Here is a 22361-nt window from a genome sequence, read left to right on the forward strand (position 1 = left end):
GCAGCATGAGCGAAAATGTAGGCTTTGCAGGTCAAATTGGCCCAGAACATTTGGTTCAAGTGGTTGAAAAAGGGTTTAAATCTGTGATCAATAACCGCCCAGATATGGAAGGTGGTTCAGAACAACCGACCAGCGCTCAAATTGAAGAAGCAGCACGTGTTGCAGGCCTAGATTATGTCTATCAACCTGTGGTTGCAGGGCAAATCACAGAAGTGGATGTACGAACTTTTGCCAATCATTTCAATGAGCTACCAAAACCTGTTTTAATGTTCTGCCGTACAGGTAATCGCTCAAACAATTTATACCAACTGGCGAAACAAATGGACCTGTTAGATGACTAAACGGTTGTTCAAAAATGTCATCTGCACTACTCTGATTTTAACGAGCAGTGCATTGTGGGCGGCAACGAATAACCTGAGTCAAGCACTCAGCCCACAGCTCAGTATTTCAGGGGAAATGACCCAAGACAAGTTTCAACAGTTGATAAAACAAGGTTTTAAGTCGGTCATTGTCAACCGACCAGATCAAGAACAAGGCAATACGGTTCGCGTTGATCAACTGCGTAATATTGCGGAACAGTCCAAAGTCAGCGTAATTTACCAACCGGTTACCAGCAGTAAAATTTCTGAAACAGACGTGGTCGGAATTTGCTAAATATTATAATGAATTGCCCAAGCCTATTTTAATGGTCTGTAAGAGTGGTGCTCGCTCTAGTCTGCTGTTTAATCAGGCAAAACAACGAGGATTTCTCCATGAATAAACTGTTGCTGCTTTTACTCTGCTGTACCTTAATGACAGCATGTAGTTCAATGAATGTACGTCCTACCGTTGGGGTAAGCGTTGGTACTGGCTTATAAGTCAAATGAAAGTAAAAACGGCATCTAGTGCCGTTTTTTTACAAAATATAATCATCTACAGCCCTGAATATGTTAACTATAGAATCTGTCTCGCTTAGATAAACGTTTGCTTATGTATGATCTGATTATTATTGGGGCTGGAACTGCGGGTATCGCAGCCTACCAACAAGCCGTGAAGTCCACACAAAATCTATTAATCATTAATGATGGGCCGTGGGACACTACTTGTGCACGTGTCGGCTGCATGCCGTCAAAAGTGCTAATTTCTACAGCAAATCGCATGCATGATATTCAACATGCGGATCGTGTCGGATTACAAGTAGAGTCAAAAATAGACCGCAGTCAGGTCATGCAACACGTACAAAAACTCCGTGATCGCTTTACTCATAATACCCTTAAAACCGTAGAGAGCTGGCCTGAGTCCCATAAAATTCAGGGCCGTGCTCGCTTTGTCAATTCAAAAACGGTCGAAGTTAATGGGCAACACTACCAAGCCAAAAGCTTTATTTTAGCTGTAGGCTCCACACCTAGCTTTGACCCAGTATGGAAGAATGAACTCGGTGATCGGCTCATCACCTCCGATCAAATCTTTGAACTCAATGCTTTACCCAAATCTTTAGCAGTGATTGGGAGTGGCGTCATCGCAATTGAACTTGCGCAAGCCATGCAACGACTTGGCGTCAATACCACTGTCTTTGCACGTAGTCGTAAAGTCGGTGTTCTGACTAGTCCTAAATTACAGCAGTTAGCACAAACAGAAATTAGCACCGAACTTGAGATCAAGTTCGAAGTTTTACCCACTAAAGTTAAGTATATAAACGATCAAGTTGAAATTAGTTTTATTGAAAATGGTCAGCCTAAAACACTCAACGTCGATTATTTATTGGTTGCCACAGGACGAAGTAGTCTTTTAAATACCCTTAAACTCGAAAATATCGATACCTCATTCACGGACTTAAAACATTTACCTGTTGATTCTGAGACCAAACAACTTGCAGACTACCCGATTTTTATCATTGGCGATGCATATACTGATACTCCACTACAACATGAAGCCGCACACGAAGGTAAAGTTTCGGTAAAAAATGCATTGAACTTTCCCACTATAGAATCATGCAAAACTCTAACGCCTTTAGGCATCGTGTTTAGTAGTCCGGAAATGGCAATGGTTGGACAAAACTTTAAGCAACTACAAAGTGCACCTATCAATTTTGTCATCGGCGAAGTCTCTTATGTCAAACAAGGACGTGCATTAGTTTTAGGTAAAAACCATGGGGCCATCGAGGTTTATGTGGATAAAAGCAGTCGAAAACTACTTGGTGCTGAATTACTCACAGACTCTACTGAACATTTGGCCCATTTACTGGCGTGGATGATTTCAGAAAAACTGACCGTCGATGAAATTTTGGAAAAACCATTTTATCACCCAACTATTGAAGAAGGTTTAAGAACAGCATTAAAGCATGCACGCCGACAGCTAGATACGATACCTAAACTGCGAAATTCATGATGCATGTTCTTTTAATAAGATTTTCTGTGTGCAATTAAATGATTTCATCAAATAAGATATAAAAGTCATAAATTCTGGCTTTTTTGCCATTTAAGCCCTTATAGATAGCTTATTTTCGGATCTTTTCATCTGATTACTTCTTCTTATTTTTACCTATTAAATTTTAGAAGCCCTTATAGTGAAGTCTTCTCCGCTCTACTCTTTTTAGTTTTAATATTTTCAGCTATAAAAAAATCCCCCTAACCGTTAAGTTAGGGGGATTTGAATGAATGAGCTGGCGATGACTTACTCTCACATGGATAACTCCACACTACCATCAGCGCTAAGAGGTTTCACTTCTGAGTTCGGGAAGGGATCAGGTGGTTCACTCTTGCTATTGTCGCCAGCACAACTGTTTATGACTATTCGTTGGGTCTTATTTACACATTGTGTATGCCTAACTTTCATCAAATGAGTTATTAACAGGTATATTTGAGTTGGACATTTTATCTAGCTTTATAACTAAATCAAGTTGTTTGCAGTGATTTGAACCACAACACCAACTGTTTGGGTGTTGTATAGTCAAGCCTCACGAGCAATTAGTATTGGTCAGCTTCACATATCACTATGCTTCCACATCCAACCTATCAACGTCGTAGTCTTCAACGGCTCTTTAGAGGACATAAAGTCCTAGGGAAATCTTATCTTGAGGTAGGCTTCCCGCTTAGATGCTTTCAGCGGTTATCCCTTCCGAACATAGCTACCCGGCGATGCGACTGGCGTCACAACCGGTACACCAGAGGTTCGTCCACTCTGGTCCTCTCGTACTAGGAGCAGATCCTCTCAAATTTCCAACGCCCACGGTAGATAGGGACCGAACTGTCTCACGACGTTCTAAACCCAGCTCGCGTACCTCTTTAAATGGCGAACAGCCATACCCTTGGGACCTGCTTCAGCCCCAGGATGAGATGAGCCGACATCGAGGTGCCAAACACCGCCGTCGATATGAACTCTTGGGCGGTATCAGCCTGTTATCCCCAGAGTACCTTTTATCCGTTGAGCGATGGCCCTTCCATACAGAACCACCGGATCACTAAGACCTACTTTCGTACCTGCTCGACTTGTGGGTCTCGCAGTTAAGCGCGCTTTTGCCTTTATACTCTACGCGTGATTTCCGACCACGCTGAGCGCACCTTCGTACTCCTCCGTTACTCTTTAGGAGGAGACCGCCCCAGTCAAACTACCCACCAGACATGGTCCTCGTCCCGGATAACGGGACAGAGTTAGAACCTCAATATTACCAGGGTGGTATTTCAAGATTGGCTCCACCGAAACTAGCGTCTCGGTTTCAAAGCCTCCCACCTATCCTACACAAGTAAGATCAAAGTTCAATGTCAAGCTGCAGTAAAGGTTCACGGGGTCTTTCCGTCTAGCCGCGGGTACACCGCATCTTCACGGCGAATTCGATTTCACTGAGTCTCTGCTGGAGACAGCGCCCCCATCATTATGCCATTCGTGCAGGTCGGAACTTACCCGACAAGGAATTTCGCTACCTTAGGACCGTTATAGTTACGGCCGCCGTTTACTGGGGCTTCGATCAAGAGCTTCGCTTACGCTAACCCCATCAATTAACCTTCCAGCACCGGGCAGGCATCACACCCTATACGTCCACTTTCGTGTTTGCAGAGTGCTATGTTTTTAATAAACAGTTGCAGGGGCCTGGTTTCTGTGGCTGCCAATAGCTCAAGGAGTAAATCCTATCACCGTCGGCAGCGTACCTTCTCCCGAAGTTACGGTACCATTTTGCCTAGTTCCTTCAGCAGAGTTCTCTCAAGCGCTTTGGTCTACTCGACCTGACCACCTGTGTCGGTTTCGGGTACGATTCCTATGTAACTGAAGCTTAGAGACTTTTCCTGGAAGCATGGTATCAGCCACTTCACTGTACAAGTACAGCTTGCTATCAGTTCTCAGCATAGAGTACCCCGGATTTGCCTAAGATACATGCCTACAACCTTCCACCTGGACAACCAACGCCAGGCTGACTTAACCTTCTCCGTCCTCTCATCGCATTACATAGAAGTATTGGAATATTAACCAATTTCCCATCGACTACGCCTCTCGGCCTCGCCTTAGGGGTCGACTCACCCAGCCCCGATTAACGTTGGACTGGAACCCTTGGTCTTTCAGCGTGCGAGTTTTTCACTCGCATTGTCGTTACTCACGTCAGCATTCGCACTTCTGATACCTCCAGCATACTTCTCAATACACCTTCATCGGCTTACAGAACGCTCCCCTACCACTTGCAATAAATTGCAAATCCGCAGCTTCGGCATATAGTTTTAGCCCCGTTACATCTTCCGCGCAGGCCGACTCGACTAGTGAGCTATTACGCTTTCTTTAAAGGGTGGCTGCTTCTAAGCCAACCTCCTAGCTGTCTATGCCTTCCCACATCGTTTCCCACTTAACTATAATTTTGGGGCCTTAGCTGGCGGTCTGGATTGTTTTCCTCTTGACTACGGACGTTAGCACCCGCAGTCTGTCTCCCGGATAGTACTCATTGGTATTCGGAGTTTGCATCGGTTTGGTAAGTCGGGATGACCCCCTAGCCGAAACAGTGCTCTACCCCCAATGGTATTCGTCCGAGGCGCTACCTAAATAGCTTTCGGGGAGAACCAGCTATCACCGAGTTTGATTAGCCTTTCACCCCTATCCACAAGTCACCCCCTGGCTTTTCAACGACAGTGGGTTCGGTCCTCCAGTTAGTGTTACCCAACCTTCAACCTGCTCATGGATAGATCACCCGGTTTCGGGTCTACACCCAGCAACTAAACGCCCTATTAAGACTCGATTTCTCTACGGCTCCCCTATGCGGTTAACCTTGCTACTGAATGTAAGTCGCTGACCCATTATACAAAAGGTACGCAGTCACCGAACAAGTCGGCTCCCACTGCTTGTATGCATGCGGTTTCAGGATCTATTTCACTCCCCTCACAGGGGTTCTTTTCGCCTTTCCCTCACGGTACTGGTTCACTATCGGTCAGTCAGGAGTATTTAGCCTTGGAGGATGGTCCCCCCATATTCAGACAAGGTTTCACGTGCCCCGCCCTACTCGACATCATCATATCAGCCCTTTCGTGTACAGGACTATCACCCACTATGGTTGCACTTCCCAGAGCATTCCACTAAAACTGATATGACTTAATGGGCTTTTCCCCGTTCGCTCGCCGCTACTGAGGGAATCTCAATTGATTTCTTTTCCTAAGGGTACTGAGATGTTTCACTTCCCCTCGTTCGCCTCGTATGACTATGTATTCATCATACGATACCTGCCTTATGACAGGTGGGTTTCCCCATTCAGAAATCTCCGGATCACAGGATATTTGCCGCCTCCCCGGAGCTTATCGCAGGCTATTACGTCTTTCATCGCCTCTGACTGCCAAGGCATCCACCACATGCACTTAATTACTTGACTATACAACCCCAAACAGTCGTTAATCCCTACAAGTAGGATTAAGACAGTCTATGATGATTTCTCATCACTTCCTTACAGTTTGTTGTTCTGTGTACTTAAACACTGTACAGCTTCAATTCAATTCACATACCAAAACGCTTGATTCAGTTAATTTCGCTAGTAACTCATTTCTTCAACCTTCATCAATCAGTAATAAATCACTGTTAATGTCGATCTTAAAAACGAGTATGAACAAATTATTTCAACTCAAATATATTCTGTTAATGATTTTTCCAGCCTTCGTCAGGTCAGGAAACTGTGATAAATCACAGAAGTTAATAAAATGTAAACCAATGTCTACTTCTTACTAATTTCTATAATCTAACTACTTAGCTTATATATTGAAGAACAATATATGGTGGAGACTAGGAGAGTCGAACTCCTGACCTCCTGCGTGCAAAGCAGGCGCTCTACCAACTAAGCTAAGTCCCCAGCTTATCAATAAGTCAATGTTTCTGTTTTTCTGTATTCAGCATTTAACAATGCTTGTTAGTCAGATTTGGTGGGTCTGACAAGACTTGAACTTGTGACCCCACGCTTATCAAGCGTGTGCTCTAACCAACTGAGCTACAGACCCTCAGATACATCGTCATGAAGAACAACTTGTTGTGGATTCTTACCAATCGTCAATCTTTCGTTAAGGAGGTGATCCAGCCGCAGGTTCCCCTACGGCTACCTTGTTACGACTTCACCCCAGTCATCGGCCACACCGTGGTAAGCGTCCTCCTTGCGGTTAGACTACCTACTTCTGGTGCAACAAATTCCCATGGTGTGACGGGCGGTGTGTACAAGGCCCGGGAACGTATTCACCGCGGCATTCTGATCCGCGATTACTAGCGATTCCGACTTCATGGAGTCGAGTTGCAGACTCCAATCCGGACTACGATCGGCTTTTTGAGATTAGCATCCTATCGCTAGGTAGCAACCCTTTGTACCGACCATTGTAGCACGTGTGTAGCCCTGGTCGTAAGGGCCATGATGACTTGACGTCGTCCCCGCCTTCCTCCAGTTTGTCACTGGCAGTATCCTTAAAGTTCCCGGCTTAACCCGCTGGCAAATAAGGAAAAGGGTTGCGCTCGTTGCGGGACTTAACCCAACATCTCACGACACGAGCTGACGACAGCCATGCAGCACCTGTATGTAAGTTCCCGAAGGCACCAATCCATCTCTGGAAAGTTCTTACTATGTCAAGACCAGGTAAGGTTCTTCGCGTTGCATCGAATTAAACCACATGCTCCACCGCTTGTGCGGGCCCCCGTCAATTCATTTGAGTTTTAGTCTTGCGACCGTACTCCCCAGGCGGTCTACTTATCGCGTTAGCTGCGCCACTAAAGCCTCAAAGGCCCCAACGGCTAGTAGACATCGTTTACGGCATGGACTACCAGGGTATCTAATCCTGTTTGCTCCCCATGCTTTCGTACCTCAGCGTCAGTATTAGGCCAGATGGCTGCCTTCGCCATCGGTATTCCTCCAGATCTCTACGCATTTCACCGCTACACCTGGAATTCTACCATCCTCTCCCATACTCTAGCTTCCCAGTATCGAATGCAATTCCTAAGTTAAGCTCAGGGATTTCACATCCGACTTAAAAAGCCGCCTACGCACGCTTTACGCCCAGTAAATCCGATTAACGCTCGCACCCTCTGTATTACCGCGGCTGCTGGCACAGAGTTAGCCGGTGCTTATTCTGCGAGTAACGTCCACTATCCTAGAGTATTAATCTAAGTAGCCTCCTCCTCGCTTAAAGTGCTTTACAACCAAAAGGCCTTCTTCACACACGCGGCATGGCTGGATCAGGCTTTCGCCCATTGTCCAATATTCCCCACTGCTGCCTCCCGTAGGAGTCTGGGCCGTGTCTCAGTCCCAGTGTGGCGGATCATCCTCTCAGACCCGCTACAGATCGTCGCCTTGGTAGGCCTTTACCCCACCAACTAGCTAATCTGACTTAGGCTCATCTATTAGCGCAAGGTCCGAAGATCCCCTGCTTTCCCCCGTAGGGCGTATGCGGTATTAGCATTCCTTTCGGAATGTTGTCCCCCACTAATAGGCAGATTCCTAAGCATTACTCACCCGTCCGCCGCTAAGCTAAGGTGCAAGCACCCTCGCTCCGCTCGACTTGCATGTGTTAAGCCTGCCGCCAGCGTTCAATCTGAGCCATGATCAAACTCTTCAGTTAAAAATCATTAGTAGCTTATGGCTACAAATCTTGGCTCATCAATTTTCTGACAAATATTTCTCAAATAAACTTCGAGTAATTTTTACCATTCAATCAATGAAATATTTTCGATCGATCAATCAGTAAAAATCCACACAAGTTGTTCTTCATAATCTCTTAATGATCCTCTTACTGATTCGTCATCAGCAAGCTAGGTCGGCTATACTACTCTTTTTCAAGAAGAAGTCAACTGGTTTTGTTAATTATTTTCAAACTTATTCAAGACTTTCAGATTCTACCGCTTGGGCTAAATCCTTGTTTCTCAACAAGTTTTAATCAACATCACCGCCGATGGATGTGCATTCTACAGCATTTCCAACCCAACACAACCCCCTTTACTCAATTTTTTATAAAAAAAACTTCCACTTGTTTATTTATTCAGCAAAATGACGCTTTTTTCTTATTTCTTGAGTGAAAAGGGAACAATTTCTCCAATTTCATTTCTATTTTTTTCGTGCGATTTTTTTTCTTGCCACTTTAATGCACGACAATCCACATATTCACAATAACCACTTTCGCCCTGTTCCTCATAATTACCTATTTTGAGTTGATATTTAAAGCTCCCCACATAACCTGCAGCTAAACCAAATTTAAAATCACCACGACTTTGCGCGCAAAGATGGATGTGATGTCCCTGCTCGTCTTGATAATGCCATTCAAATTCTCGCGGCAAATACATTTTTTGCCCATTGGGGGTTTTCACAGCAGGGTAAACACGATGAACTTGAAAGTGCACCATCCGATCAAACATATGGGTTTGTTGTTTGTGCAAATCACGTATATAGATACGTGACTGTACAATTCGATTAAACGAATCTCGAATTTGTTCTAACAATAACTGACGCTGATCTACTAGATTAATGACTTGATATGTGAAAAACGCTAAGGGTAAATAACTAAAGTCGATACTGCGCGCGTATTCAAAAGCTCCCAACTGATCAATGTCATAGCGCTGTTCTTTATATTTAACTTCTCCCTGACATCGACACAATACAGACCAATGCTCAGCAAGACCAAAACGCAATTTGGTGAAATGTGAGATCAGTGGTGTTGTTGTTATTTCAATTTCAAAACTCAATTCTGTGTCTTTTCTTTGAATTTGAAATTTTGGGAATGCCCCCATGAGCTGTTCTTTATTGGCAAATTTAAATGTTTTTTCTTGAAATGAACATTCCGCAGAAATTGAATAGCGGTTCAGTTGCCCTGCCATATGTGGACTACTACTGGCCAATACGGTCGCGGTATCTAAGGGTGTAGTTCTGATTGCACTGTTATTCCGAAACATGGGCGTATTGGGCTGACCAATCATGCTCAAAAAATTTAAATAATGTAATGGTGCTGCAAGATTGGGAATGGTTAAAGCTTGATGAATAATTTTATATTTTTTATTGGGTGGGTGATAAGCAGGAAGTGACCGTGAAGGAGCCTGATTAAGTTGTTTAGACTGATCGAGAAAATCTTGAAACAACCACATATCATACTCCTTCTACATATCATTAACTCATGATGGGCTGTGCTGACGTCGTGCTAAAAACGTAGTAACAAAGCCAGATAGTGCATAAATCAAAGAAATAACTAAAATACCCACAGGAATATTGTAAGTCATTGCAGTAAAAATAAAGACCGCAATAGGAAGGACAAAAAATGGTACTCGCTTACGATCTACCGTTTTAAATGAATAATATTTAATATTCGAAATCATGAGGAGTCCGACAGACACAATCACTGCTGCGCTGATGGCTTGAATCCCCCGCTCACGAATATCAAAAATTTCGGGGAAATCGAGTCCGACCCAAACCAATGAAATAATAATAATCGCAGCAAGTGGACTAGCTACACCAATAAAGTAACGCTTATCGACCACACCGATTTGCACATTAAAACGAGCTAGACGGAACGCAGCACAGGCGGTGTAGACAAAGCAACACGCCAAACCTATACGACCGAGCGAATCCAAACTCCAGCTATACATCAAAATAGCGGGTGCAACACCGAATGCCAATAGATCCGATAAAGAATCATACTGCTCACCAAAAGCACTCTGCGCACCAATTGCTCGTGCAACACGGCCGTCCAAGCCATCCAATAACGCTGCCAAGAAAATGGCATAAATCGCTTGCTGGAAGTTGCCATTCATACTGGCAATGATGGAATAAAAGCCTGACAACAACGCTGCCGTTGTAATCAGGTTCGGCCACAAATAAATACCTCGACGTTTTACTTTTTGACCTTCCTGTGTGTGCTCTTCTTCTTCTACCTCAAAAGTAATCCCATCAAAAGTAGGCGTACTGCGGGGTGAAGATTCGCTTTCAGGTTTATTTATATTTGTCATTCTCTGTCGATCCTAATGTAGCCTTTTCTCTTATAGTCTATCTTTATTCGCCAACTAACCAACGAACAGCAGCATGACCACCATTTTCACTCATACGCAAATGTGGGAATAACCATTGTAGCGCTTCATCTGCATCTTCAGAAAACTTCCAAGGTGGGTTAATCACCAATAGACCACAACCGTTTAAGCCCACTGGAGTGTCATCTGGCCAAACACATACTTCACAGATCAACTGACGGCGAATACCGGTTTTAATCATTTTCTTTTCAAAACGGTCAATCATGGCGCGGTCTTTGATTGGATACCAAATTGCAAACACACCCGTTGGCCATTTTTTATATGCAGTCGCTATGAGATCAACCAATTGAGGGAAATCTTTACGCTCCACTTCGTAAGGTGGATCAATCATCACCAAACCGCGTTTTTCTTTGGGTGGAATAACGCCAAATAGCCCTTCATAAGCATCGCGCTCATGTAAGCCCGCGCGTTTGTCACGAACGTTGTAATACAACTGTTGGAATACATCACGCTGCATTTCAAAAATGGTGGCTTTATCGATTTCGCGCATGCCTTCCAGTGCAAACCACGGCGAACCTGGATAAGCGCCCTTACCTGAACCTTCACGCATTTTTTCAACAATTTTTAAATACTGCTGAACACCCTCAGGTGCATTACGCTTAATCGAGTCATCAAGTTTTACTAAACGGTGAATACCATTTAAAAACTCACCCGACTTTTGTGCTTCTGAAGTTGATAAATCATATTTACCAGCACCGCCATGCGTATCAATATAACGATACGGTTTATCTTTTTGATTGAGGCGAGTCAAAATCTGAAGCAAAAGGACATGCTTCATGACATCTGCAAAGTTACCTGCATGGAAGTGGTGACGGTAATTCATGTTTCTATCATTCCTAAAATCAATGAGTATTTTAGCATGAAAAATAGTTTCGTTCAGGTTGCTTTCATACACTAGAATAACCGTGGCTTTTCTTTGTCTTTTTTAGGTTAATGTAATGGAAGCAGTTCTTCTCCCAAAGTCTTGGAATGTTGATCAAATCCTAGATGATTTAGATCAACATGGTTTTGCCATCATTGATGACGCCTACTCTAATGACTATGTACATCAACTCATTGAAGAATGTACTTCGAACTTAAACCGCTTTCGTGAAGCCGCTATTCAAAACGGTGTCATCAGCAAGATCCGTAGTGATCACATTTTATGGCTCAATCCCGAGCTCGTTATTTCCAATCATCATGTTCAAGCCCTTTATAGTTTGGGTCAGGAACTAAATCGTGCCTTTTATCTTGGTATTCGAGACGTCGAAGCGCATTTTGCTTGCTATAACGCTGGCGAGTTTTATGCCCTACACCGTGACAACCCTCAAGGCAAAAATGGCCGCATGATTTCTACGGTTTATTATTTACACAAAGACTGGCAAGACGATTGGGGCGGTGAACTTCATCTGCAAGATAAAAATGATATTTGGCATGTGCTACAACCCAAACCGAATCGTATTGCATTGTTTCAAAGTGACTTACTGCATGAGGTCTTAGAAGCTAAACATCAACGTTTATCGATTACTGGATGGTTACGGAGTGACAGTACAATCCTGTGATTCAAGCAAAAAGACTTTAAATTGTAAAAAGTATCCTCATATACTGAACATCAATTGATGAGGATGTAACCGATGCGTGCAAGCAGTCAACAAATTATTCAGCGTATTGGTGAAACAGATCAACTCTACCTACAAGGCAATAGCCCTGAATTAGCCCTTGAGCGTGCTGATTTGCGCTTACAGTTAGTCACACTGAGCCAACTGCGCCAAGAGCAAGTCCACTTTTTACAAGAAGCGGTGGTATTACTTGAGCAAGGCCGAATTGAGTTTGAGGAAATGCCTCTGTCTTTGTACCTCAATTTGTCTTTGCACCTTGCTAAAGCTTATATGTTGTACTTTGAAATCACCAAAGAAGATCGCTTTGCGTTGATTACACAGCAAATTCTAAAACCGCTGACCAGCTATGGTCAGGGCGATATTTACCTGTTTTTGGCCTATGCCTCGGTCAGTCGAAAAGAGTCAGCATTGGCACGGCACTGGCTTGGCAAATATGCGAAAAGCACCGAGTTTGATTTCGTTTTACTGCGTGAACATGCCGCTTTTGTTGACCTTCATCAAGAAGATTGGTTTATCAAGCTGATGCAAAGTAAACTGCACTAAAATGCACAAATAAAAAACGCCTGAAATCAGGCGTTTTTTTATGGGTCAATTCTACAATTCAAATGCCAACGGCATAAAATCAATTTAGGCAGTTTGAAGTTTATAAGCATCAAGATGTAGCTGTTGATTGAGTTCATCAACCATAATCGCCCAATCATCATCTTGAACCAAATGACTGATTAATAGCGCACGTTGTGCGGAATTCCAAAACGGTGCATCGTGTAAAGATTGATGAGCAGGAAGTTGATGCGTACGAATATATAACTCGATGGCAGCCGCACTATTGGCGAGTCCCAATTGCGAAAATAAAAGCTCTAAGGATGGTTTATGTTGACTGAGCATCTCGGCCTCCTTATCAATACTATTGTCAATTATTATTGAATTAACTTATATGTATTTTCTAAAAAAACCTAGTCATAAAACTAGGTTTGTTGTTTCAATTTGTGATTATAAATGACACGAACCTGAAAGCGTATGTTCTGTATGCAATTGTTCATTTAACAGGTCGACCACCATTGCCCATTCATCATCTTTTTTCCAATTACTGATAATGAAGTCATGCTGTGCTTTTGACCAAAAGGGTGCTTTATGCAATGGAACGTCTGAAGTAAGTTGGTGTGTTTCAATAAACTGATCGATTGCTTCTGCACTCGCATCAAGCCCCAATTGTTCAAATAAAAGTTCTAAAGTCGGTTGTTGGTCAAACATCATTGTTCTCCTCAAGCCCTGATCACGCCCTTTTAGAATAAACCTTTGGCCATCTATGCTCAGTTGTATCTACATCACAGCATGTTATTTTTTGTTCAATAAACACCCCATATAAAAAAGCACCCCAAATGGAGTGCTTTTTCAAAACAGATCTTAAACCGATCGGTTTTTAATTATTTAAGCATGTCAGCAATTGCTGCGCGCTCTTCTTCAAGTTCTTGAAGAGTTTTGTCCATACGTTCACGGCTGAACGCATCGATTTCTAGGCCTTCAACACGTGTGTATTCGCCATTTTCGCAAGTTACAGGAACACCATACATTACGCCTTCAGGAATACCATAAGAACCGTCAGAAGGAATACCCATCGTTACCCATTCGCCATTTGTGCCAAGAGCCCAATCGCGCATATGGTCGATAGCAGCGTTCGCAGCTGAAGCAGCTGAAGACAAACCACGCGCTTCGATAATCGCAGCACCACGTTTACCAACAGTTGGAAGGAATACATTCGCGTTCCAGTCAGCATCGTTGATTTTGTCTTTTAAGCTTTCGCCGTTTACAGTTGCAAAACGGTAGTCAGCATACATCGTTGGAGAGTGGTTACCCCAAACAGTCATGTTTTTGATGTCTGCTACAGCAACACCCGCTTTTTGAGCAATTTGAGTCAACGCACGGTTGTGGTCAAGACGTAACATTGCTGTGAAGTTTTTCGCTGGAAGATCTGGAGCAGATTTCATCGCGATGTAAGCATTTGTATTTGCAGGGTTACCTACAACAAGTACTTTAACGTCACGGCTAGCAACTTCGTTTAGTGCTTGACCTTGACCGATGAAGATTTCACCGTTCACTTTCAATAAGTCAGCACGTTCCATACCAGGACCACGTGGACGTGAACCAACCAATAACGCGTAGTCAGCATCTTTAAATGCAACTTTTGGATCATCAGTACCGATCATGCCAGCCAATAATGGGAAAGCACAGTCGTCTAATTCCATCATTACGCCTTTAAGCGCAGCTTGAGCTTTCTCAAAAGGAACTTCTAACAATTGCAGAATAACTGGTTGGTCTTTACCTAACATTTCGCCACTAGCGATACGGAATAATAGGCTATAACCGATTTGACCAGCAGCGCCAGTAACGGCAACGCGAACAGGTTGCTTCATGTACTTATCTCCATTTGAGGAACGTTATATGATTAAATAGCTGTTCTATCTAATCTTAATAATCATAAACGGCAAAGATTGTACTCCAATACTTTGGCAGATGCATGTAAAAGAGAATGAATTCCAACAAAAGTATGATAGGAAATATAAATTAATTTAGGGAAAGAGATTAGTAAGAACCCTTGATCGCAAAAGAATTTGGGCAGTTTTCTTGTATATTCTCTGCACAACCTTTGTACTGACCATTGGGTTTATAACAAACCTTGACTTCGGTCAAAATATTGGTTTGACGGTGAGTACGGCAGCTAAAACGCAGCCCGCTTGCAGGCAGTCCAGGATTCAAACGTTGGAACTGTCCACGTAAGCTATGCAGTTGCGCGGTTTTATTTTCAGATGAAGTCAAATCTGCGGGAATTTTTAAACGTTCTGCATAATTAATCACGTTACGGAAATATTGACTGGCACTCATCGGCACACACCCCCCAATCTCTGCCCACAACTGGCGACGTGCATGCTCATCGGGCATGACTCTCGCCACCACTTTAGTTTGAAGCGGAGACAATACAGCTGAAGACTTGGTCTGACACTCTCGTGTCGTGGTTTCAGGGTACAAGCCTGTAATATTGAGTGAATAGCCTTCCAAACATTTCCGTTTCTTTGAGCCTTGACTATCGAACAAACACACGGCGGGTGTCATTTGAACTTCCATCACATAGCCAAACACGGTCGGTGTTGCATGGGCTGATGTCGCAAAAAATCCCATAGCAATGCCGCTGCTGATCAACAGCAGAAGCTTTTGCGTTAAGACTGATTGGGATGACATCAAAACCATAAAATGCCTAGGCCTTTATCATTGACTTCTAAAAGGAATATTTTGCATGCGCTGCGTGATCGACTGTGGTCCCTGTCCAAGCAGAACACCATAATGGGTCGCATTACTCATGACATGCTTGACGTAATCACGAGTTTCAGTCAGAGGAATACTTTCTGTGTACTGATCCGCCGCAATCGGCTGATTTTCAGGCTGCCAACGGCGCGCACGATTTGGCCCTGCGTTATAACCTGCTGTGGCAAGTACAGGACTATTACTTAATTGGCTTTGAATCATGGACAAGTAAAATGTGCCATAACGTACATTGGTATTCATATCACTCAGTACAGCAGGATTATAGGTTTCACCCATTTGTCTAGCGACCAGTTTTGCCGTATCCGGCATGATTTGCATCAAACCACCTGCCCCGACATGCGAGCGGGCATGGGTAACAAATCGGCTTTCTTGGCGCATTAACCCATACGCCCATGCAGGATCTATGCCTGCATTGCGACTATGGCTGACCACATAGCTTTGATGCGGCATGGCATAACGATAACTGTAGTTATGTTGCTTGACGGTTCGATCGGCTGCATAGATCGCGCGGTCATACCATCCCATTTCTGTTGCACGTTTGGCAGCAGCCAAAATTAATCCATCATCTTGTTTTAAATAAGCTTGTCGAACGGCCCAATTCCATTCACGGTTAACATAATTGTCTGGTGCATTGACGTTGCGCAGTGCAAAAGCGCGACTAAAGTGAATATCTTGACTCAAACGCTGCGCATCCGCATTGCTCGGTTGGGTATTGGCTGGAATCGTTTGATAACGCTGACCAATACGATCTTTTGCTAATAAGTTATGATAATCGTCACCTACTGACAATTTTTTGAAGATCTCGCGCGCCAGTGCTTTTGACTTTGCATCACCACGTTGTTCTGAAGCACGGGCTAACCAATATTGCCAGCGGTCTTCTTGTTTCTGCGTCACACTCATGCCATCAATGGCGCGAATAACACTCTCCCATGCGCCGAAACGAATGGCTTGGCGTGCATAAATTTCAGCTTCTTCTTCACTCAGTGCTAAACCATAGCTCCGATCGAAGGCTTGCAACACTTCCACATTAAAATTATTTTTCATCACGGTTGTACCACCGATATATCCCACGGCGCGGTACAACGCTTTTTGTACCGACTCAGGTGTACCCTCTGCAGCACGTTTTACTGACGCCAGTGCAGTATTTAGATCACTGTCGGCTAAACGGCCAATGGCATAAATTAAATACGCTTGATCTGCCGCCGATGCTTTCGGTGCGGACCAGAGATAGTTCAGCGGATCGGCTTGAATGCTATTCAGCTGCGCCAAAGACAGATTCATGCCAATGGTTTGTGCGGTTGCAATCGCTTGACCTGACTGCCCTGCACGCAGCTGCGACCATAGACGTTGTTGTTTGTCTTGTTCCGTCATCAGTGGACTAGACAACATCATGCGCCCTAACCCCGTACAAGACTCAGGCTGTGAATTGGTCGTGAGCCAAACATCTTTATATTCAGCAAAAACCAAAGGGTCGCCAGACTTGGCACGGACTTGTGCCATGGCACAACTTTCTGCTCGATCTGCATTGGACACATAGGCCAATACCGGCTGCGCGGAAGCAAAGTCGGCCATTTTGACTATTTCTTCGATGTAATCTGCTGCTAACTTCTCAGCCATGGCAGATTGCGGATAGCGCTGTGCAAATCCGACAATATTCGCCGCAGGTTGCAACGCCAAATTACTGTTAAGTACCCAATATTCAGGGTAATAACCCAGCACATCACCCTGCATACTACTTTGATATTGCTGTAATAAGCTAACATTGCCGGCATTTGCTGCACGCAAGGCATCATTAAATTGTTCATCTGCGGCATGTGTCGCTGCCGATAGACCCAAGGCAGCCACACCCAACGCAAACACTTGATAATATTTATTCTGTAATCGTTTTAACATGGGTTTGCCTTCAGTCATCTTTGGATTGCCTAGTCTCGTCTCATCATTTTCATTAGTTTAATAACTCATAACAGACTCTATTGTTCTCTTATGTAACCTTATGATTAGACAATATTAATTTTCCTGCATTTTCGCTTCACAAATCAATCTTTTTAGCTTCAGATTTAAAGCTATAAGTTTATTCAGATTTCCTGCTAAAATATGCGCCTTTCGTAGATTTCACATGGTGTTTGATCACCCTTTTTGTCGCCAGCCAAGCTCTGCTTTCGCCGCCACAGATACCGATCAGACACAAAAACCTAGATTTACCCCCCCTTAGGAGCCTACATGACGGTTCAAACCTTCATTCCAAATGGTGCCCAAGCTGCCTCAGAAAACACTGTTACCCAGCCACAGCACACCCCAGCCATCGATGGATCAGTTAAAAAACTGTATATCGAAACGCAAGGGTGTCAGATGAATGAGTATGACAGTCACCGTATGGCAGACTTACTTGGCGACTCGCACGGTTATGTGCTGACCCAAGATCTGAAAGAAGCCGATATTCTACTGATGAATACCTGCTCGATTCGTGAAAAAGCCCAAGAAAAAGTGTTCTCTGAATTGGGTCGCTGGCGCAAGCTGAAAGACAAAAATCCAGACCTGATCATTGGTGTCGGTGGTTGTGTGGCTTCGCAAGAAGGTGACAACATTCAAAAACGTGCCAACTATGTCGACATGATTTTCGGCCCACAGACCTTGCACCGTTTGCCACAAATGCTGGATCAGCACTTTGATCAAATCGAAAAACCCAAGAAAGAAAAAATCAAATTGGTGGATATTTCTTTCCCGGACATTGAAAAATTCGACTTTTTACCTGAACCGCGTGTGGAAGGTTACAAGGCTTTTGTTTCAATTATGGAAGGTTGTTCAAAATATTGTTCATTCTGTGTGGTGCCCTACACTCGTGGTGAAGAAGTTTCTCGCCCATTGGATGATGTTTTAGCAGAAATTGCGACCTTAGCCGAAAAAGGTGTCCGTGAGATTTCTTTGTTAGGTCAAAACGTCAATGGTTACCGCGGTGAAACATTCGAAGGCAATATCTGTACTTTTGCAGACCTGTTACGTCTGGTTGCAGAAATTCCAGGGATTGGGCGTTTACGCTACACCACCTCACATCCACTTGAGTTTAATGATGACTTGATTGAATGTTACCGTGACCTCCCACAAATGGTGTCGCATCTACATTTGCCCGTGCAAAGCGGCTCAAACGATGTATTGCAAGCCATGAAGCGTAACCACACCATTGATGTGTATATCGACAAAATTGCCAAATTACGCAAAGTCCGTCCAGATATGCATTTATCCAGTGACTTTATCATTGGTTTCCCGGGTGAAACCGATGCGCACTTTGAAGAAACTTATCAGTTTATCAAAGACATGGATTTCGACCATTCCTACAGTTTTGTCTATTCAAAACGTCCGGGTACACCTGCGTCTGACCTTGAAGACACCACCTCTGAAGACGTGAAAAAAGAACGCCTCAGTAAAGTTCAAAAATGGATCAAACGCTCAAGTATTGACAAGACCGATGCCATGCTCGGCACCATTCAACGCGTTTTGGTCGAGAAAGTTTCAGACAAAGATCCAAACCTACTGATTGGCACGGCGGATAACACTCGTTATGTGAGTTTTATTGGTGATGCAGCATGGGTCGGACGTTTCGCCGAAATCGAAGTGACAGAGATTAAAACTTTGAATTTTGTTTATGGTGAACTCTTGAATCTTGAGCCTGACGTGGCGTAATGTAAGGGAATAGATTCTGACTACTTAAAGGAATTCTCTTGACTGCAGCGATTCGACGTACAGTAACTTTTCCTGGGGTTTCAATAGAACGTTTAAAGAGCATGCTAGGTGCTTATAACGGTCATTTGAAACAAATCGAACAGCGTTTAGATGTCACTATTTCCCATCGAGGTGATGCATTTTATGTCGATGGTGAAATGGATGCAGTTGAGAGAGCAGAAGGTCTGCTCCATCGCCTGCATGAAGAAGCAGAAAATACGGCACAAATCAGTGCCGACACCTTACACCTTATGATTCAAGGCAGTCAGACTGACCGTGAATTGCAAGAAGACCTCGATGGGCAAGAGCACACTGGTTTAGATGAAGTGTGGCTCCAAACCCGTAAAGGTCGTATCAATCCACGCGGTGCCAACCAAAAGCGTTATGTGCAGCGTATTCTACAAAGTGATATTTCTTTTGGTATTGGACCTGCGGGTACAGGTAAAACCTATCTCGCAGTTGCAGCCGCAGTCGACATGCTAGAACGTAATGAAATTCAACGGATTTTATTGGTTCGCCCTGCCGTTGAAGCAGGTGAAAAACTTGGTTTCCTACCAGGTGATTTAAGCCAGAAAATTGATCCCTATTTACGCCCACTCTACGACGCCTTGTATGAAATGCTTGGCTTTGAAAAAGTGGCCAAACTGATTGAACGTCAAGTGATTGAAGTGGCACCACTGGCTTATATGCGTGGTCGAACTTTAAACCACTCTTTCGTGATTTTAGACGAAGCACAAAACACAACGCCTGAACAAATGAAAATGTTCCTCACACGCTTAGGCTTTGGTTCGCGTGCAGTGATTACTGGGGATATCACACAGGTCGACTTACCGCGTGGTCAGCAATCTGGTCTGGCGCATGCTTTACGCATCATCGACAAAATCAAAGAAATTCACATTACCCGCTTCCACTCTCGTGATGTGGTACGCCACCAATTAGTGCAAAAAATTGTTGAAGCTTATGAGGGATGGGATGCAGAACAACATCGCTTAACGGCTGAAGCTCGTGCTGAACGCAAAGCGCGTCAAGAGGCCTTAGTGGCTGAAAATGATGCCGCTGCCGATGCTCAGCATTAAGTTAAAGCCTGCGGGCATTTTTAAATGCCCGCAGATGTCATTATTTAAGGATCTATTTTGAAACTGAGTCTTTCTCTACAACAGGACTTTCAAGCACCTGAATTGGTCTTGAAACGTGGTTATATCAAAAAAGTTGTAGAAACTGTTTTACGCCATATTGGCACACAGAGTAACTGTGAAATTGGCATTGCTTGTGTCGACCATGATGAAAGTCATAAATTGAATTTGGAATATCGCGGCAAAGATAAATCAACCAATGTGTTATCTTTCCCGAGTGACTTGCCCGATGAAATGGCGCAAATTCTTGACTCATTTCCTATTGGCGATTTAGTCATTTGCATTCCTGTGGTGCTGTTGGAAGCGAAAGAACAAAACAAAGCGCCACTGACGCATTTCACCCATATGTTGGTACATGGCACTTTGCACCTCATGGGCTATGACCATGAAACGTCAGAAGCAGATGCTGAAGAAATGGAAGGTATCGAAATTGAAATTTTGGCTAAACTCGGTTTTGAAAACCCTTATTTAGAACAATAGCTATTAGATCTGAAACAACTCACCCGATTCATCTCGATGTGTCGGGTTTATTTATGCTAACAATAATGCAAGATGAAAAAATAGATGAAGAGATTATAAAAATGCATACATCGATTTCAAAACTACTCTGCATTATCGCCCTATCCTGCACCATGCCACTTTATGCCAAGAGCAATGATGAAAATCAAACATCTTGTCAAGAAGTGAAGTTTCAAGACGCAGATCAGGTCTGGGCTGGACATTATTATTTGCAGGGTGTTATGGAGGTCGGTTCCGAACTTTTACTAGAGAACAACGGTAAATTTAAATGGTACTTAGCTGTCGGCTCTTTAGACCAATATGCTGAAGGGACATGGTGGAAAAATGGCAACTGCATTGGTTTAAAGGCATTGCCGAAATATAGCAAGCACTTAGAAATTTTTCCTACCCGCCTAGATGTGGAAGAGTCTCATTTAACTGTGACTTGGATCGGTGGACGTCAAGACGGTGCCTATGTACGCGCAACCCAATAATCCGAAGTAAGCAAAATCATCAAAGTACACTTAAAAGTGAACAGCTCAGTGCACTTCAAACTCTGCCTCTGCTGGGTCAAAACGCCATGTACGCACAATGCGTAACTCAGAAATATCCTTCATTTTGGCATCAAATCCACCAAATGGTGCAGCCTTACGTACCGATGCTTTTGCCGCCTCATCGAGCATCTCATGACCTGAACTATCAATCAGGCGAATAGCACGGATGCCTCCTGATGCATTTAGAATCACCATTAAACGCACTTCACCCGCCAGCCGCTGCTGTTTAGCTGCTTCTGGATAGTAACGGTTGCCATAAAACTCCACTTTCTGACGGAACTTTTCAAGATAGGCGGCCGAAATATCTTGCTTGGCTTGAATCCCATCGACTGTTTTGATTTTTTGCTGACGGCTAAAGTTTTGTTGGCGCTGTAAATATTGCGCTTCAAGGCTGGCCACCATGGCTGCTTTGGCTTGAAACTGGCTATTCATTTCTTCCATGGCTTTTTTGCGCTGATTATCCTCAGCTTGTTTTTGCCAACTCAAAGTCGTCATTAACAGTTTTTCTTCAAAATTCAGCTCACGTTTTTGTTGGATCTGTTCTAAAGTTTCACGCTGCTGTTCGCCTGTACTTTGCTCAAGCATCGGTGCGGGCATGTCACTCGACATGCGATGTGACTCACGAAAGGTCCCTGAACCTTGTTGATCGGCTTGCGCTAAAAAATCTGCATTTTCAATTTTTTGATCAGAAGGACGCAAGGTAACGGCAATTTCTTTCACTGCCGCATCATTTTCTTGAGGCATCGCAAATTGCAAAGTCAAAATCACGAGATGCAAAAATACCGCCAGTACGACGGTCGCTGTAAAAATTGGGTCTTTCCACCAATCATGAGCCAAAGGCATTACATTTATTTTTCTAAGCATCACACCAAACCGACAATTTGTCTTGTTCCCCAAAGCGCAGGCACGCAGTATAAAATAGACACAGTCTTCATTTTATTGCGTAGAATGAGACCTTGTGCCATTTAGATTCACTGTTTCATAAAATCATGAAAATGGTGCAATTAATTTTGCTAAACTGCAAGGTTCATGAGCAGTATTTTTCAAACATTTCGACCAGA

Annotated in this window: 17 protein-coding genes, 2 tRNA genes, 3 rRNA genes and 1 pseudogene; 9 read left to right on the plus strand and 14 right to left on the minus strand. The window is 43.7% G+C overall.

Annotation, left to right across the window (positions count from 1 at the left end; genetic code table 11):
• The first annotated feature begins 5 nt into the window (after positions 1–5).
• The 3 genes and pseudogenes from HUK62_RS15525 (at position 6) to HUK62_RS15535 (ending at position 2367) form a co-directional block, all read left to right on the plus strand.
• Entirely contained in the window at positions 6–341 is a 336-nt protein-coding gene (locus HUK62_RS15525) for a TIGR01244 family sulfur transferase (protein ID WP_176538309.1), read from the plus strand.
• Positions 334–760 (plus strand): annotated as a pseudogene (locus tag HUK62_RS15530) (sulfur transferase domain-containing protein). Before HUK62_RS15525 ends, HUK62_RS15530 begins: the two are co-directional and overlap by 8 nt.
• A 209-nt stretch (positions 761–969) precedes the next feature.
• Entirely contained in the window at positions 970–2367 is a 1398-nt protein-coding gene (locus HUK62_RS15535) for a dihydrolipoyl dehydrogenase (protein WP_176538310.1), read from the plus strand.
• Between the two features lie 272 nt (positions 2368–2639).
• Here the strand turns inward: HUK62_RS15535 and rrf are convergent.
• From rrf to rlmJ, 8 genes are all read right to left on the minus strand, one after another.
• A 5S ribosomal RNA gene (gene rrf, locus HUK62_RS15540) occupies positions 2640–2754 on the minus strand.
• Positions 2755–2924: 170 nt separating this feature from the next.
• Positions 2925–5818: ribosomal RNA gene (locus HUK62_RS15545) — 23S ribosomal RNA — on the minus strand.
• 395 nt (positions 5819–6213) lie between these two features.
• A tRNA-Ala gene (locus HUK62_RS15550) sits at positions 6214–6289 on the minus strand.
• Between the two features lie 68 nt (positions 6290–6357).
• Positions 6358–6434: transfer RNA gene (locus tag HUK62_RS15555), tRNA-Ile, on the minus strand.
• A gap of 61 nt (positions 6435–6495) precedes the next feature.
• Positions 6496–8033, minus strand: a 16S ribosomal RNA gene (locus tag HUK62_RS15560).
• The 16S, 23S and 5S rRNA genes sit together here with 2 tRNA genes alongside, the layout of an rRNA operon.
• A gap of 439 nt (positions 8034–8472) precedes the next feature.
• Complete coding sequence (locus HUK62_RS15565) at positions 8473–9546, minus strand: DUF6670 family protein (RefSeq protein ID WP_176538311.1); 1074 nt, start codon at positions 9544–9546, stop codon at positions 8473–8475.
• Between the two features lie 27 nt (positions 9547–9573).
• Complete coding sequence (gene pssA / locus HUK62_RS15570) at positions 9574–10404, minus strand: CDP-diacylglycerol--serine O-phosphatidyltransferase (protein WP_176538312.1); 831 nt, start codon at positions 10402–10404, stop codon at positions 9574–9576.
• A gap of 43 nt (positions 10405–10447) precedes the next feature.
• A complete protein-coding gene (gene rlmJ, locus HUK62_RS15575) occupies positions 10448–11305 on the minus strand; it encodes a 23S rRNA (adenine(2030)-N(6))-methyltransferase RlmJ (RefSeq protein ID WP_004691214.1) in 858 nt (285 codons plus the stop codon).
• A 115-nt stretch (positions 11306–11420) separates the two neighbouring features.
• On the opposite strand from rlmJ, the gene HUK62_RS15580 reads away from it, so the two are divergent.
• Together HUK62_RS15580 and HUK62_RS15585 are read left to right on the plus strand one after the other, a co-directional pair.
• Positions 11421–12023, plus strand: a complete 603-nt coding sequence (locus HUK62_RS15580; RefSeq protein WP_176538313.1) for a 2OG-Fe(II) oxygenase — start codon at positions 11421–11423, stop codon at positions 12021–12023.
• Between the two features lie 72 nt (positions 12024–12095).
• Entirely contained in the window at positions 12096–12623 is a 528-nt protein-coding gene (locus HUK62_RS15585) for a hypothetical protein (protein ID WP_004691217.1), read from the plus strand.
• 84 nt (positions 12624–12707) lie between these two features.
• On the opposite strand, the gene HUK62_RS15590 is transcribed toward HUK62_RS15585, so the two are convergent.
• The 5 genes from HUK62_RS15590 to HUK62_RS15610 all read right to left on the minus strand — a co-directional run bounded on the left by HUK62_RS15590 (position 12708) and on the right by HUK62_RS15610 (position 17309).
• The gene (locus tag HUK62_RS15590) at positions 12708–12965 is read right to left on the minus strand and encodes a DUF2789 family protein (RefSeq protein ID WP_004691219.1); all 258 of its coding nucleotides are present in this window, start codon (positions 12963–12965) and stop codon (positions 12708–12710) included.
• Positions 12966–13070: 105 nt separating this feature from the next.
• On the minus strand, positions 13071–13331 hold the full coding sequence (locus HUK62_RS15595) for a DUF2789 family protein (RefSeq protein ID WP_004691222.1): 261 nt from the start codon (positions 13329–13331) through the stop codon (positions 13071–13073).
• Positions 13332–13504: 173 nt separating this feature from the next.
• Entirely contained in the window at positions 13505–14491 is a 987-nt protein-coding gene (locus tag HUK62_RS15600) for a malate dehydrogenase (RefSeq protein ID WP_004691225.1), read from the minus strand.
• Positions 14492–14660: 169 nt separating this feature from the next.
• Entirely contained in the window at positions 14661–15314 is a 654-nt protein-coding gene (locus tag HUK62_RS15605) for a ribonuclease I (RefSeq protein ID WP_224468246.1), read from the minus strand.
• A 27-nt stretch (positions 15315–15341) separates the two neighbouring features.
• On the minus strand, positions 15342–17309 hold the full coding sequence (locus tag HUK62_RS15610) for a lytic transglycosylase domain-containing protein (protein ID WP_228723709.1): 1968 nt from the start codon (positions 17307–17309) through the stop codon (positions 15342–15344).
• A 309-nt stretch (positions 17310–17618) separates the two neighbouring features.
• Here HUK62_RS15610 and miaB point away from each other — a divergent pair, with 309 nt between their 5' ends.
• The 4 genes from miaB to HUK62_RS15630 all read left to right on the plus strand — a co-directional run bounded on the left by miaB (position 17619) and on the right by HUK62_RS15630 (position 21240).
• Positions 17619–19076 (plus strand): tRNA (N6-isopentenyl adenosine(37)-C2)-methylthiotransferase MiaB, encoded by a 1458-nt coding sequence (miaB, locus tag HUK62_RS15615; protein WP_176538314.1) that lies wholly within the window; start codon positions 17619–17621, stop codon positions 19074–19076.
• Positions 19077–19114: 38 nt separating this feature from the next.
• Positions 19115–20191 carry a PhoH family protein gene (locus tag HUK62_RS15620; RefSeq protein WP_004977846.1) on the plus strand — a complete coding sequence of 359 codons (1077 nt, stop codon included), beginning with the start codon at positions 19115–19117 and terminating at the stop codon, positions 20189–20191.
• A gap of 57 nt (positions 20192–20248) precedes the next feature.
• Positions 20249–20728 (plus strand): rRNA maturation RNase YbeY, encoded by a 480-nt coding sequence (gene ybeY, locus HUK62_RS15625; protein ID WP_004691232.1) that lies wholly within the window; start codon positions 20249–20251, stop codon positions 20726–20728.
• Between the two features lie 101 nt (positions 20729–20829).
• Complete coding sequence (locus HUK62_RS15630; protein WP_005401251.1) at positions 20830–21240, plus strand: hypothetical protein; 411 nt, start codon at positions 20830–20832, stop codon at positions 21238–21240.
• 45 nt (positions 21241–21285) lie between these two features.
• On the opposite strand, the gene HUK62_RS15635 is transcribed toward HUK62_RS15630, so the two are convergent.
• Complete coding sequence (locus tag HUK62_RS15635; RefSeq protein WP_062032467.1) at positions 21286–22143, minus strand: TonB family protein; 858 nt, start codon at positions 22141–22143, stop codon at positions 21286–21288.
• Positions 22144–22361 lie beyond the last annotated feature (218 nt).

Origin of the sequence: Acinetobacter sp. NEB 394, assembly GCF_013374795.1 — a bacterium.
GTDB lineage: Bacteria > Pseudomonadota > Gammaproteobacteria > Pseudomonadales > Moraxellaceae > Acinetobacter > Acinetobacter johnsonii.